Here is a 13,590-nt window from a genome sequence, read left to right on the forward strand (position 1 = left end):
TCGTGCGGGCACCCAAGTCGGACCCCCTAGTCGTTCGTATATTCCTCTACAACGGTGGCTCCGAGCTCGCGCACGATCAGGTCGTGTCCGCTCAGCGCGGTGTCGACCAGGTCCGGGTCGTCGGCCTCCGCGACGTCGTCCTCGGGGGCGACCGGCGGGGGCGCCTGCTGGGTGGGCGGCTGGTGCTGCTGCTGGGACTGCTGCGGCTGCTGGGACGGCGGCTGCTGCTGCGGCTGCTGCTGGTACGACTGCTGGGGCTGCTGCTGCGGTGCCTGCTGGGCCGGCGGCTGGTTGTAGGCGGGCGCGGGCGGAGCCCCGTAGGAGGACGCGGACACGGGGGCCATGGGCTGGGCTCCCCCGCCGACCACGGCCTCGATCTTCCAGGTGACCTGGAACTGCTCGGCGAGCACCGTCTTGAGGACGTCCTCGCTGCCGCTGCTCGCGAAGTTGTCGCGGGCTCCGGCGTTGGGGAAGCCGAGCTGGAGGGTCGTGCCGTCGAAACCGGCGACCTGGGCGTTCTGGCTCAGCAGGATCCACGTGAAGCGGCGGCGGTTCTTGACGGCGTCCAGGACGGCCGGCCACATCGCCTGGATCTGCCCGGCCCCGGCGGCCATGCCGGGGCTCGGGGCGGCGGGCGCCGCCGGAGCGGAGGCCTGGGCGGCCGCGGGCGCCGCCGGGGGAGCCGCGGGAGCGGCCGGGGCGCCGGGAGTGACCGCGCCGGGCCAGGCACCCGCGGCGGGGGCGGCGGCCGGGGCCGGGGCGGGAGCCGGGGCCGCGGGGGCGCCGGGGGTAGCGGCGCCGGGCCAGGCACCGGGGGCGCCGCCGCCGGGCTGCGCGGCGCCGGGCCAGGCCCCGGGAGCGGCGGCGGCCGGGGCCACCGGCGCCGGCTCGGGCGGGGCCACGGGGGCCGCCGGGGCCGCGACCGGAGCGGGGGCCTGGTGCACGGGGGCGGGGGCCTGGTGCGCCGGAGCCGGCTGCGCGGGGGGCCGTACGGCCGCGGGGGCCATGGCGTGGGCCTCCGGCCCCGGTACGTAGCCCATGGCGGGGGCGGGGGCGAAGGCGGCGGCGGCCTGGGCCGCACCGCCGCGCTCCAGCCGGTCGAGCCGCGCCTGCACGGAACGCTCGTCGTCGAAGGCGGCGGGCAGCAGCACGCGGGCGCAGATCAGCTCCAGCTGCAGCCGCGGCGAGGTCGCCCCGCGCATCTCCGTGAGCCCGGTGTTGACCAGGTCGGCGGCACGGGACAGCTCGGCGGCCCCGAACACGGAGGCCTGGGCCTGCATCCGCTCGACCACGTCGTTCGGGGCGTCGATGAGCCCCTTCTCCCGGGCGTCGGGCACGGCGGCCAGGATCACCAGGTCGCGCAGCCGCTCCAGCAGGTCGGCGACGAAGCGGCGCGGGTCGTTGCCGCCCTCCACCACCCGGTCCACGATCTCGAAGGCCGCGGCCCCGTCCCCGGCGGCGAACGCGTCCACGACGGCGTCCAGGAGGGTCCCGTCGGTGTACCCGAGGAGCGAGGTGGCCATGGCGTACGTCACACCCTGCTCGGCGGCGCCGGCCAGGAGCTGGTCCATGACGGACATGGAGTCACGGACGGATCCGGCGCCGGCGCGCACGACGAGCGGCAGCACGCCCTCCTCGACGTGCGCGCCCTCGCGGCCGCAGACCTCGCCGAGGTAGTCCCGCAGGGTGCCCGGGGGCACGAGCCGGAAGGGGTAGTGGTGCGTCCGGGACCGGATGGTCCCGATGACCTTCTCGGGCTCGGTCGTGGCGAAGATGAACTTGAGGTGCTCCGGCGGCTCCTCGACCACCTTCAGCAGGGCGTTGAAGCCCGCCGGGGTGACCATGTGCGCCTCGTCGATGATGTAGATCTTGTACCGGCTGGAGGCGGGCCCGAAGAAGGCCTTCTCGCGCAGGTCACGGGCGTCGTCCACACCACCGTGCGAGGCGGCGTCGATCTCGATGACGTCGATGGACCCCGGCCCGTTGCGCGCGAGGTCCTTGCAGGACTGGCATTCGCCGCAGGGCGTGGGCGTGGGGCCCTGCTCACAGTTCAGGCAGCGGGCGAGGATGCGCGCGCTGGTGGTCTTGCCACAGCCTCGCGGACCGCTGAACAGGTACGCGTGATTGACCCGGTTGTTGCGCAGGGCCTGCATCAGCGGGTCAGTGACATGCTCCTGCCCGATGACCTCGGCGAACGACTCGGGGCGGTAGCGGCGGTACAGCGCAAGGGACGACACGTATACGAGGTTATCCGGGCGCACCGACAACGGTGGCCCGCAGACCCGCCAGGCCCGCGGCGGGACACCCGGTCCACCCGGTCCACACGTCCACACCGGGACGTCCGGTCTCCCGCGGTACTCAAGCAAAGCGGCCCGGCCGGCCCGACCCGTCCCGGAACGCAAAGCGCCCCCCACGCACCCGCCAGAGCCCACTTACCCTTGCTGCCTTCCGGCCCTGGGGGAGTTGGGTGAGATAGCGCCACGTGAGGGGCTGGCCCCACCCTAGCGGATGGAGGGCCCCGGAATCGAGCCGGACCCCGAGCGGACCCGGCTCGGACCCCGAGCCGGGTCCGCCCGACGATCACGTTCGCGAGCACCCCTCAACGTCTTGTATTGTTTGCCCCGGAGGATTCGCCTAGTGGCCTAGGGCGCACGCTTGGAAAGCGTGTTGGGGGCAACCCCTCACGAGTTCGAATCTCGTATCCTCCGCCATTGCTCTCACCGGGCAATAAGTCGAAGAGCCCCACCGCTTGCGGTGGGGCTCTTCGACGTTCCACGGATTGTGGGTTCTGTACGCAACCGGGTCACCCCGGGCCGCCCGCGGCCGACGAACCCGATGCCGCGCCCCTTCCCACAGGCGAGGAACAGCATGGTCGTCCACACCGCCGTCCCGCTCGGCGTCGAGGCCCCCCGCGTCCACCGGCGGGTCTGGTACGCCTCGTACGGCTCCAACATGCACATGGACCGGCTCACCGCCTACATCGCCGGCGGAACGCCGCCCGGCGCGGCGCGCTCGTATCCCGGCTGCCGGGACCGCCGGGCTCCGGAGCGCTCGATCGCCGTCCGGCTCGCCGGGTGCCTCTACTTCGCCACCGAGTCCCCGGTGTGGACGGGAGGCAGGGGCTTCTACGACCCGTCGGCGCCGGGCCGCCTGCTCGGGCGGGCCCACCTCCTGACCGTGAGCCAGCTTTCGGACATCGCCGCACAGGAGATGTACCGGGAACCGGGAGCGGACCTCGACCTCACCCGGGTGCTGCGCGACGGCCGCGACGAGGCGGGCGGCGGCCGGTACGAGACCTTGGTCTGCCCGGGGACGGTCGAGGGCGTCCCCGTGCTGACCTTCACCGCCCCGTGGTCCGTCGGGGACGTCGAGCCGCTCGCGCCGTCGGCCGCGTACCTGCGGTACCTGGCGTCCGGCCTGCTGGAGTCGGGACCGTGGGCGGAGCGGGAGATCGCCGACTACCTGTCCGCCTGCCCGGGCGCGGCCGGCCACTGGACGCCGCGACAGGTGCTCGGCCTGCTGACGGAACGCACGGAGCTCACGGAACGCACGGAGATCACGGAGTACACGGAGCGGCCTGCCGGGGGTTCGCCGGAGGCCCGCGCTTAGCGTGGGGCCATGGACACGGCACAGGAGTTCGAGGCCCACCGACCACGGCTGTTCTCGCTGGCGTACCGGATGCTCGGCTCGGCGGCCGAGGCCGAGGACGCCGTGCAGGACGCGTACCTGCGGTGGCACGGGGCCGACCGCGGCCAGGTGGTGGCGCCGGGGGCATGGCTGGCCAAGGTGGTCACCAACCTGTGCCTGAACCGGCTCGCCTCCGCCCGGGTACGGCGCGAGGAGTACTTCGGTCCCTGGATCCCGGAGCCGGTGGGGACCGGCGCCGGGGTGCTGGGACCCATGGAGACCGCCGAGCAGCGGGACTCGGTGTCGTTCGCCGTGCTGACGCTGATGGAGCGGCTGTCGCCGCCCGAGCGGGCCGCCGTGGTGCTGCGCGACGCCTTCGACTACAGCCACCGGGACATCGCGGGCGTACTCGACTGTTCGGAGGCGAACGCGCGCCAGCTCTACCGCCGGGCCAAACAGCACCTGGCCGACGGGCGCCCCCGGTTCACCTCCTCGAGGGAGCAGGACGACGAGCTGCTCGCGCGGTTCCTGGCCGCCGCGTCCGAGGGTGCGATGGACCAGCTGGAGCAATTGCTCTCCGAGCAGGTGGTCGTCTGGTCGGACGGCGGCGGCAAGGCGAGCGCTGCGAGCCGGCCGGTGGCCGGGCGGGACAACGCGGCCCGTTTCCTGGCCGGTCTCTTCGCGCGGTGGGTCAGCGGCGTGCAGATCTCCTTCGCCGAGGTGAACGGCGTTCCGGCGGTGCTCGGCTGGGCGGACGGCGAGTTGACCGCCTTCGGGGCGCTGGAGCTCGGCGAGGGCGGGATCACCGGCGTGCGGCTCGTCCTGAACCCGGACAAACTCGCCTTCCTCGCGATTCAGCTCCGAGAGCTGTCACAGAACGGCTGACCCGCCGGTCTTCATCCGTGACGGCAAGCGCGGATTCGGAAGGCTGGGACTGATGAAGAACGACACGATCATGGTGACCGGGGCGACGGGCATGCTCGGCCGCGAGGTGCTGGAGCGGGTCCGCCGCACCGGCCGCCCGGTGCGTGCGCTCACGCGCAGGACCGCGCTGCCGGATGACGCGGGGGTCGACTGGCGCACCGGCGACCTGACCACCGGCGCCGGGCTCGACGAGGCGCTCGCGGGCGTCGGCACGGTCATCCACTGCGCGAGCGACATCCGGCACTTCAAGAACGACCTCCCCGGCTTCCGGCACCTGCTGGACGCCGGGAAGCGGGCCGGGGTCGAGCACGTCGTCAACATCTCGATCGTCGGCGTCGACCGGACCCCCTACCCGTACTACCGGGTCAAGCTGGAGGGCGAGCGACTGCTCGCCGGCTCGGGGACCGGCTGGACCAACCTGCGGGCCACCCAGTTCCCCGCGCTCCTCGACCTCGCCTTCGGCGCCCTGTCCAAGCTTCCGGTGGTCCTCGTACCGTCCGGCACCGACTGCCAGCCGGTCGACCCGGGCGACGTGGCGGACCGGCTGGTCGAGCTGGCCCTCGGCGACCCGGCCGGCCGGGTACCCGACTTCGCCGGCCCGACCGTGTACCCGGCCGCCGGCCTCGCCAGGGACTGGCTGCGCGCCGCCGGCAAGCGCCGCCCGGTCCTCCCCGTCCGGGTCCCCGGCAAGATCGGGGCCGCCTGGCGCGCCGGCCACCTGACCGCCCCCGGCCACGCGCTCGGCCGGCGCACCTGGGAGCAGTACCTCGCCGAGCGGTTCGCCCGCTGACCCCGCCTCCGGGCGGCGGGCCCGGCCGGCGGATCGGGGCGGCGCCCTGAACATGCGGGCGGGCATACCGGCACATACCGTTTCCCGAGACGGCCGAGGAGGTGTGGATGGACTGGCTCCGGGACGAGATCTTCCGGCCCTACCCCGAGCTGCTGATCTTCCTGACCATCGCCGTCGGCTTCCTGCTCGGCCGCATCCGGTACAAGTCCATCGCGCTGGGCGCCGTCACCGGATGCCTCGTCGCCGGCCTGGTCATCGGCTCCCAGGCGAAGGTCGAGATCGACGGTCCGATCAAGTCCGTCTTCTTCCTCATGTTCCTCTTCGCCCTCGGCTACGACGTCGGCCCGCAGTTCTTCCGCGCGCTGCGCAAGGACGGCCTCCCCCAGGTCGTCCTCGCCCTCATCGTCTGCGTCACCGGACTCGCCTCCGCCTGGGCCTTCGCCACCCTCGCCGGTTACGGGACCGGCCTCTCCGCCGGTCTCCTCGGCGGCGGCCTCACCCAGTCCGCCGTCATCGGCGTCGGCTCCGACGCCATCGCCCACCTGCCCGGCGTCAGCGCGGCCGAGGCCCGGGACCAGTCGCATCTGATCGCCGTCGCCTACGCGGTCACGTACCCCCTCGGTACGGTCCTGCCCGCGCTGCTCCTCGCCGGGATCCTGCCGCGCCTGCTGCGCCGGGACCTCGCGGAGGAGAGCGCCGTGCTCGCCGCCGACCTGGAGGCCGCCGAGGACGACCCCGACGCCGGGGAGGGCTACTACAAGCACGTGCTGCGCGCGTACGCCGTCGACGTGGCCGCCTTCGCCGGGCGCACGATCGGGGACTTCGAGGCGGAGCAGAAGGCCGCCGGGCGGCGGCTCTACATCACCCGGCTGCGCCGCGCCGGGAAGATCCTGGAGCACACCGCGGACACCCGCGTCGAGATCGGGGACGTCCTGGCCGTCAGCGCGGTCCGCGGCGACCTCGTCGCGTACGACGCGCGCACGCACATCGGGATGGAGACGGACGACTTCGAGCTGCTCGCCTACCGCACCGAGTCCCTGCACGTGGTCATCACCGACCGGAACCTCAGCGGCCGCACCATCCGCACCCTGCGCCACGAGGCGTTCATGCCGGGCGTCTTCGTCGACGAGCACTGGCGGGCCGGCGCCGACCTGCGGGTCCGTCTCGACAGCACCGTGGAGCGGGGCGACACCCTGGTCCTGACCGGGCCGCGCAGCCGGGTGGAGGCGGCCGCGGCGGCGCTGGGCAAGCCGGTGCCGACCAGCTTCGCGACGGACATGGTGTGGATCGCGCTCGGGCTCTTCCTCGGCGGCTGCCTCGGCATCCCGGCGCTGCACGCGGCCGGCGCTCCGCTGTCGCTGTCCACCTCCACCGGGGCGCTGCTGATGGGGCTGGTCTTCGGCTGGATCCGGAGCAAGTACCCCACGTACGGGAACCTGCCGTCCGCGGCGCAATGGCTGATGGGCACGCTCGGGCTGTGCGTCTTCGTCACGGTCGTCGGCCTCAACGCCGGCCCGAGCTTCATGCCGGGCCTGCGCGAAGCCGGCTGGCCGCTGCTGCTGTGGGGCGCCGCCGTGACGACCGTGCCGCTGCTGGCCGGATTCGCCTACGGGCACTTCGTGCAGCGGCTCCCCCTGCCGATCCTGCTCGGCGCCCTGGCCGGAGCCCAGACCACGACGGCCGCGCTGGGCGCCCTGACGGAACGCGCCCGCAGTCAGATCCCGGCCCTGGGGACGACGGTCCCGTACGCCCTGGGCAACGTACTGCTGACGATGTGGGGGTCGGTGATCGTGCTGCTGCGGCGGTGAGGACTAGGGCGTCTCTTTCGGATCTTGTCGGCCGAGCGGCAAGATCCGAAAGAGACGGCCTAGCCGTGGGGGATCAGGGCCACCGGGCTGTGGGCGTGGTGGGCCACCGCGTGGTCCGTGGGGCCCATGCCGTGGAGGGGGCGGTGGTGGCGGCGGCCCACGACCAGGAGGTCGGCCTCGGCGGCCTCCTCGAGCAGGAGCTTCGCCGGGTCGCCGGAGCGGGTCACGCACTCGGCCCGGACCTGCGGGTAGCGCGCGCCGGCCGCGGCCACGGCCGCTTCGAGCGGCTCCGGTGCCGCCGGGCCCGACGCCGCCGCGTGCACCGCGCGCAGCGGGAGGGCGTGCCGCGCGGCCCAGGCGTACGCGAAGTCGAGCACCGCGCCGTGGTCGCCCGCCGGGTCCACCCCGACGACGACCCCGCGTCCGTGCGGTGCGCGCGCGACGGGGTCCCGTACCAGGACGACCGGGATCTCGGCGCGCCCCGCGACGTGCAGCGCGGTGGAGCCGACCCGCGGAAGCACGTGGTGGTCCTCGCCGCTCGCACCGAGCACGATCAGCCCGGCGTCCGCCTGGGCGGCCGCCCGCGGGATCTCGTTGCCGGGTCCGCCCTCGGCGGTGGCCGTCTCGACGGTCAGGCCGCGGTGGGTGGTGCGGAGTTCCTCGGCGAGGGCCGCCAGCGCGGTCCTCGCCACGTGCTCGCTCGCGCCGAGCACGGGCTGGAACTCCACGGAGATCGGCTGGACGGTCGGCCAGGCCTGGCCCACGTGGAGCAGCCGGAGCGGCGCCCCGGCCGCCAGGGCCTCACGGGCGGCCCAGCGGGCGGCGGCGACGCTCCGGGGCGAACCGTCGAACCCGACGAGGAGGGGGAGCGCGGGCGGGGCGGGAGGGGTGAGCGGTTCAGGCTGGGCGGACGGGACGGACATCGGCGGCACCCTTCTTTCACATTTCCGGTCGCTCCTACGACTGCCACTGCGACTGTGTCTACGACTACGACGCTACGCCAATTGGGCTCTTTGCCCCGTTAGGAGCATTTTGCTCCCTCTAGCAGCGCAGCGCCGCGTACAGGTCCAGCTTGTGGTCGAGGCGGGACAGGTCGCGGCCGGTCAGGGCCTCCACGCGCTCGATCCGGTAGTGGACCGTGTTCACGTGCAGGTGCAGCGCCTCCGCCGTACGCGTCCACGAGCAGTTGTTCGCGAGGAACACCTCCAGGGTCTCCCTGAGCATCCCGTCCCCGAGCGGGCCCAGCGTCCGCGACCCGAACACCCCCCGGACCTCCGGCGGGACCCCCGACAGCAGTTCGGCCAGGGTGTCCAGCTGCTCGACCCCGCGGACCGCGATCTCCGCGTCCGCCGCCGTCAGCGCGAAGTTCGCCTGGCACAGTGACGCGCGTAGCCCCTCGGCCGAAGCCGTCCGCGCGCCCACGCCGAGCCGCAGGTCGGTCCCCGGTTCGGCGCACGCCCGGAGCAGCGGCCACACCGCGCGCAGCCGGTCGGCGAGACGGGCGGTGGCCGCCCCGGCGGCATCGGCCGCGCCGTCCGGGGCATCCGGAGCGCCCCCGTCGGCCGGGCCCTCGTAGAGCACCGCCCCGCCCGGGCCCGCCGCCCACCGGGCGCCCTCCAGGTGCCCCAGCGCCTCCGCCAGCGCGTCCCCGTCGGTCGCCGTCAGCACGCGGTACGGGCCCCCCGCGGGCAGTCCCGCCGCCTGGAGCGCGGCGCCGAGGAGGTCCGGTTCGGCGTCGGCCGCCACCAGGGCGAGCAGGTCCCCCGCGGCGGCCCGTCGCGCGGCCTCCCGGCGGGCCAGGCCGTCGCGGTACTGCGCGAACACCTCGGCGATCTCGTGGAGCACCCGGGGCGGCGCCGCGTCCGCGTCCGGGACGTGCAGCAGCCAGGCGTCGTACGGGGAACTCTCGCTCTCCACCCCCAGCGAGACCCCGCCCTTCGCGGCGGAGGCGGCCCGCCGCGCCGGGATCGCGGGAGCCGACGGGGTACGGGCCACCGTGCGGCCGCTCGCGGTCAGCAGGTAGCAGGGCAGCCGGCCCAGGTGCGCGCACGCCCGGTCCAGCAGCTCCGCCGGCCCGGCCCCGCCCTCCAGGAGCCGGCTGAGCTCGCCGCGCACGTTCTCGGGCAGCGCGAAGTGCCGGGTGGGGCGCCTGCTGAGGTCGCCCCACTGGCGCAGGTACACCGCTTCGGTGACGGCCCGGAAGCTGGTCTGCGCGGGGACCGCCACCAGCGGCATCCGGTGGGCCCGGCAGGCGGCGACGAGCTCCTCCGGCACCCCTCCGTGGGTCTCCTCGCCGGCCAGCAGGGCCCGCGCTCCGGCGTCGGCGAGGGCCGCGACGAAGCGGTCGGTCCTGGCGGCGGCCGATGCCCCCGGACGCCACCACACGAGGCCGCTGAGCACGAGCTCTCCGGGGCCCAGGAACCGGCCCGGGTCCTCCAGGTCGGTGGCGGTCACCCCGCTGACCTCCTGGCCGAGAAGGGACTGCTCGCCCCACAGCAGGGTGAGGCCGAGGTTGTCGGACTGGAGCAGGTCGAGGACGTGCATGGCGGGGACTCCTTGCGGCGGGTGGCAGCCCACAATCGCGAGGCGAATATGAGGGTTGCCATGGTAAATGCAAGGGCAACCAGCCGGACAGCCTCTTGGATGATTCACCAGACAGGCCCCGTCGGCCCTGGTGTTTTTCCGTGCCGGGGACCAGTCGTCCCGGCGCCCGGCCCGTTGTTTCACTGAGGGAGCCGAACCGCCGAAACGACGGAAGACGGAAAGGATGGCGGGAAATGGACCTCAACACGGTGCTCGACGTACGCGACGCACGCCGCCGCGAACCCTGGCGTCCGGGTGACGCCTGGCTCGGCGGCGGGACGTACCTCTTCTCCGAGCCCCAGCCCCACGTCCGCCGTCTCGTCGACCTCTCCCGGATGGGCTGGCCCCCGCTGTCCCGGCAGCCCGACGGCTCCCTCGACATTGCCGCCACCTGCACCATCACCGAGCTGTCCCGCTTCGCCCGGACCCTGCCCGCCACGGCCGCGCCGCTCTTCGAACAGTGCTGCCGGGCCTTCCTCGCCAGCTTCAAGATCTGGAACATGGCGACCGTCGGCGGCAACCTCTGCAACGGCCTCCCCGCCGGCCCGATGATCTCCCTCACCGCCGCCCTCGACGGAACGGTCCTCCTGCAGGGCCAGGACGGCGCCACCCGGCGCCTGCCCGTCACCGACTTCATCCGCGGAGCCGGCGTCAAGGACCTGCGCGACGGCGAGCTGCTGCGCTCGGTGCGGCTGCCCGCCCGCGCCCTGGACTCCCGTACGGCCTTCCGGCAGTGCTCCCTCTACGGTCTCGGCCGCTCCGGCGCCCTCGTCATCGGCGCCCACGACCCCCGGGACGGCTCGCTCGCCGTCACGGTGTCGGCCGCGACCACCCGCCCGTTCCGCTTCTGGTTCGCGCTGCCGCCCACGGCGGCCGAGCTGCGCCGGGCGATCGACGACACCGTCCGGCCCGACGAGTGGTACGACGACATCCACGGACTGCCCGCCTGGCGGCGCCACATGGGCCTGCGCCTGGCGGAGGAGGTCCGCCGCGAACTGGCGGACGCGGACGCTCCGGAGGAACGGCGATGAGCGGCGGAAGCTACGGGATCGACATCAACGAGCAGCACTTCACCGAGGAGCCCCGCGCCGGCCAGTGCCTGCGCACCTACCTCCGCGAGCGCGGCTGGTTCGGCGTGAAGAAGGGCTGCGACCAGGGCGACTGCGGCGCCTGCACCGTCCACGTCGACGGGCAGCCGGTCCACAGCTGCCTCTACCCGGCCGTCCGAGCCGAGGGGCGCTCCGTCACCACCGTCGAGGGACTCTGCTCGCCCGGCGGCGAGCTCCATCCCGTCCAGCGGCAGTTCCTCGACGCCCAGGGCTTCCAGTGCGGCTTCTGCACCGCCGGGTTCCTGATGACCACCTCCGCCCTCCAGGCGGAGCGGGGCACCGCCCACGACGACGGCAAGCTCGACGACCTCCCCCGCGCCTTCAAGGGCAACATCTGCCGCTGTACGGGCTACCGCGCCATCGAGGACGCCGTACGCGGCGTGCAGCACGTCGAAACCCCCGAGGCGGGTCAGGCCGTCGGCAAATCCCTCGGCGCGCCGGCCGGCCCGCAGGTGGTCACGGGCACGGCCCGCTACACCTTCGACGTCGACGTCCCCGGCCTGCTCCACATGAAGCTGCTGCGCTCCCCGCACCCGCACGCCCGGATCGTCTCCATCGACACCACCGACGCCCTCCAGGTCCCCGGCGTGCACGCGGTCCTCACCCACCGCGACGCCCCGGACCGCCTGTACTCGAGCGCCCGCCACGAGCACCCCACCGAGGACCCGATGGACACCCGCGTCCTGGACGACGTGGTCCGCTTCGTCGGCCAGCGCGTCGCGGCCGTCGTCGCCGACTCGGAGCAGGCCGCCGAGGAGGGCTGCCGCCGCGTGGTGGTCACGTACGAGGAACTCCCGTACGTCATCGACCCGGAGGAGGCGATGCTGCCCGGCGCGCCCGTCCTCCACCCCAAGGGACCCGAGTCGGGCATCTTCCGCGCCGAGAACAACGTGTGCGGCGAGGTCCACCACACCCTCGGCGACATGGAGCAGGGCTACGCGGAGGCCGACGTCGTCCACGAGGAGACCTATCTGACGCAGCGCGTGCAGCACGCCAGCCTCGAAACCCACGGCAGCGTCGCGTACTTCGAGCCCAAGGAGGACGGCTCCCCGGGCGAGCGGATCACCGTCCGCTCCTCCACCCAGGCGCCGTTCCTGACCCGGCGGGCGCTGTGCGCCCTCTACGACCTCGGCGAGGACGAGGTCCGCGTCGTCGCGGGCCGTGTGGGCGGCGGATTCGGCGGCAAGCAGGAAATGCTCACCGAGGACATCGTGGTCCTCGCCGCCCTGAAGCTGCGGCGCCCCGTGAAGCTCGAATTCACCCGCGCCGAGCAGTTCTACGGTGCCACCACCCGCCACCCCTTCAAGATCACCATCAAGATCGGGGCGAAGGCGGACGGCGCCCTCACGGCGCTCCGGATCCGGGTCGTGTCCAACACCGGGGCCTACGGGAACCACGGCCCGGCCGTCATGTTCCACAGCGTCGGCGAGTCCTTCGCGGTGTACAAGGCGCCGAACAAGGAGGTCGAGGCGTACTCCGTCTACACCAACGGGGTACCGGCCGGCGCTTTCCGCGGCTACGGCCTGGGGCAGGTCCTCTTCGCCCTCGAATCGGTCATGGACGAGCTCGCCGTCCGGCTCGGCATGGACCCGCTCGAACTGCGCGAGAAGAACGTCATCGGCCCCGGCGACCACATGGTCACCCCGATCGGCCACGAGGAGGACCTCTTCATCGCCTCGTACGGGATGAAGCAGTGCATGGACGTCGTCCGCAAGGCCATCGCCGAGGACCGCAGCCACGAGGACGTCCCCGAGGGCTGGCTCACGGGCACGGGCACGGCCGTCGCGATGATCGCGACCGGTCCGCCCGGCGGCCACTACGCCGACGCCCGGATCAGCCTGCTGCGGGACGGGACGTACGACATCGCGGTGGGCACGGCGGAGTTCGGCAACGGCACCACCACCGTCCACAAGCAGATCACCGCCGGAGCCCTGAACACCACGGTCGACCGGATCAGCGTCCGCCAGTCCGACACCGACGTCGTCCGCCACGACACCGGTGCCTTCGGCTCGGCCGGCACGGTGGTGGCCGGCAAGGCCGTGCTGCTGGCCGCCGACTCCCTCGCGGAGCGACTCAAGACCTTCGCCGCCCGCCATACGGGCGTGGCCCGGCACCTGTGCACGCCGGGCGCCGAGGCCTTCGACTGCGCGGGCCGGGTCGTCACCCTCAAGGAGCTGTACGAGGCGGCGTACGACAAGGGCCAGCTCGACGAGATCGCCGCCGACGGCCACTGGGGCGGCTCCCCCCGCTCGGTGGCCTTCAACGCCCAGTGGTTCCGGATCGCGGTCGACCCCGGCACGGGCGAGATGAAGATCCTCCGCTCGGTCCACGCGGCCGACGCGGGCAAGGTCATGAACCCGATGCAGTGCCGCGGCCAGGTCGAGGGCGGCGTGGCCCAGGCCCTGGGCGCCACCCTCTTCGAGACGGTACGGGTCGACGAGCGCGGGGAGGTCACCACGGCCGCCTTCCGCCGCTACCGCCTCCCGCAGTACGCCGATGTCCCGCGCACCGAGGTCCACTTCATGGAGACCTCCGACGCGATCGGCCCCCTCGGCGCCAAGTCCATGTCCGAGAGCCCCTTCAACCCGGTGGGCCCCGCCTTCGCCAACGCGCTGCGGGACGCGACGGGGATCCGCTTCACGGAGCTGCCGGTGACGCGGGACGTGGTCTGGCAGAAGATCCACGAAGCGGGAGGCGGGGGCCGATCCTGAAGGTCACACGATCTGCGAGGCAGATGCGACCAACATGG

At 73.6% G+C, this 13,590-nt stretch carries 9 protein-coding genes, 1 tRNA gene and 1 other RNA gene; 7 read left to right on the top strand and 4 right to left on the bottom strand.

All coding sequences use genetic code 11. From position 1 onward, the window contains the following. Positions 1-26 precede the first annotated feature (26 nt). Together ACFYYB_RS28360 and ffs are read right to left on the bottom strand one after the other, a co-directional pair. Complete coding sequence (locus tag ACFYYB_RS28360) at positions 27-2,237, bottom strand: DNA polymerase III subunit gamma and tau (RefSeq protein ID WP_389438524.1); 2,211 nt, start codon at positions 2,235-2,237, stop codon at positions 27-29. A 159-nt stretch (positions 2,238-2,396) separates the two neighbouring features. Beyond that, an RNA gene (ffs, locus tag ACFYYB_RS28365) (signal recognition particle sRNA small type) lies at positions 2,397-2,495 on the bottom strand. 128 nt (positions 2,496-2,623) lie between these two features. Between ffs and ACFYYB_RS28370 the strand changes: the two genes are divergently transcribed. From ACFYYB_RS28370 to ACFYYB_RS28390, 5 genes are all read left to right on the top strand, one after another. Continuing rightward, positions 2,624-2,711, top strand: a tRNA-Ser gene (locus ACFYYB_RS28370). Positions 2,712-2,868: 157 nt separating this feature from the next. Next, on the top strand, positions 2,869-3,609 hold the full coding sequence (locus tag ACFYYB_RS28375; RefSeq protein WP_389438526.1) for a histone deacetylase: 741 nt from the start codon (positions 2,869-2,871) through the stop codon (positions 3,607-3,609). Positions 3,610-3,618: 9 nt separating this feature from the next. Next, positions 3,619-4,512: an RNA polymerase sigma-70 factor gene (locus ACFYYB_RS28380; protein WP_389438528.1), complete on the top strand. Its 894-nt coding sequence runs from the start codon at positions 3,619-3,621 to the stop codon at positions 4,510-4,512. Positions 4,513-4,564: 52 nt separating this feature from the next. After that, complete coding sequence (locus ACFYYB_RS28385; RefSeq protein WP_389438530.1) at positions 4,565-5,341, top strand: SDR family oxidoreductase; 777 nt, start codon at positions 4,565-4,567, stop codon at positions 5,339-5,341. Between the two features lie 107 nt (positions 5,342-5,448). Further along, a complete protein-coding gene (locus tag ACFYYB_RS28390; protein ID WP_389438532.1) occupies positions 5,449-7,149 on the top strand; it encodes an aspartate:alanine exchanger family transporter in 1,701 nt (566 codons plus the stop codon). A gap of 59 nt (positions 7,150-7,208) precedes the next feature. On the opposite strand, the gene ACFYYB_RS28395 is transcribed toward ACFYYB_RS28390, so the two are convergent. Both ACFYYB_RS28395 and ACFYYB_RS28400 read right to left on the bottom strand, forming a co-directional pair. Further along, the gene (locus ACFYYB_RS28395) at positions 7,209-8,072 is read right to left on the bottom strand and encodes a universal stress protein (RefSeq protein ID WP_389438534.1); all 864 of its coding nucleotides are present in this window, start codon (positions 8,070-8,072) and stop codon (positions 7,209-7,211) included. A gap of 118 nt (positions 8,073-8,190) precedes the next feature. Next, positions 8,191-9,693 carry a helix-turn-helix domain-containing protein gene (locus ACFYYB_RS28400; RefSeq protein WP_389438536.1) on the bottom strand — a complete coding sequence of 501 codons (1,503 nt, stop codon included), beginning with the start codon at positions 9,691-9,693 and terminating at the stop codon, positions 8,191-8,193. Positions 9,694-9,926: 233 nt separating this feature from the next. On the opposite strand from ACFYYB_RS28400, the gene ACFYYB_RS28405 reads away from it, so the two are divergent. Together ACFYYB_RS28405 and ACFYYB_RS28410 are read left to right on the top strand one after the other, a co-directional pair. Continuing rightward, positions 9,927-10,763 carry an FAD binding domain-containing protein gene (locus ACFYYB_RS28405; protein WP_389438538.1) on the top strand — a complete coding sequence of 279 codons (837 nt, stop codon included), beginning with the start codon at positions 9,927-9,929 and terminating at the stop codon, positions 10,761-10,763. Then, positions 10,760-13,552, top strand: a complete 2,793-nt coding sequence (locus ACFYYB_RS28410) for a molybdopterin-dependent oxidoreductase (protein ID WP_389438540.1) — start codon at positions 10,760-10,762, stop codon at positions 13,550-13,552. Before ACFYYB_RS28405 ends, ACFYYB_RS28410 begins: the two co-directional genes overlap by 4 nt. The last annotated feature ends 38 nt before the right edge of the window (positions 13,553-13,590 follow it).

The sequence above is a fragment of the Streptomyces sp. NPDC002886 genome, assembly GCF_042888445.1.
In the GTDB taxonomy this organism is placed as follows: Bacteria; Actinomycetota; Actinomycetes; order Streptomycetales; family Streptomycetaceae; genus Streptomyces.

Coding starts and splice junctions, on each gene's coding strand:
- ACFYYB_RS28400 (WP_389438536.1), bottom strand. CDS start 9,693: ATGCACGTCCTCGACCTGCTCCAGTCCGACAACCTCGGCCTCACCCTG.
- ACFYYB_RS28405 (WP_389438538.1), top strand. CDS start 9,927: ATGGACCTCAACACGGTGCTCGACGTACGCGACGCACGCCGCCGCGAA.
- ACFYYB_RS28390 (WP_389438532.1), top strand. CDS start 5,449: ATGGACTGGCTCCGGGACGAGATCTTCCGGCCCTACCCCGAGCTGCTG.
- ACFYYB_RS28385 (WP_389438530.1), top strand. CDS start 4,565: ATGAAGAACGACACGATCATGGTGACCGGGGCGACGGGCATGCTCGGC.
- ACFYYB_RS28395 (WP_389438534.1), bottom strand. CDS start 8,072: ATGTCCGTCCCGTCCGCCCAGCCTGAACCGCTCACCCCTCCCGCCCCG.
- ACFYYB_RS28380 (WP_389438528.1), top strand. CDS start 3,619: ATGGACACGGCACAGGAGTTCGAGGCCCACCGACCACGGCTGTTCTCG.
- ACFYYB_RS28410 (WP_389438540.1), top strand. CDS start 10,760: ATGAGCGGCGGAAGCTACGGGATCGACATCAACGAGCAGCACTTCACC.
- ACFYYB_RS28375 (WP_389438526.1), top strand. CDS start 2,869: ATGGTCGTCCACACCGCCGTCCCGCTCGGCGTCGAGGCCCCCCGCGTC.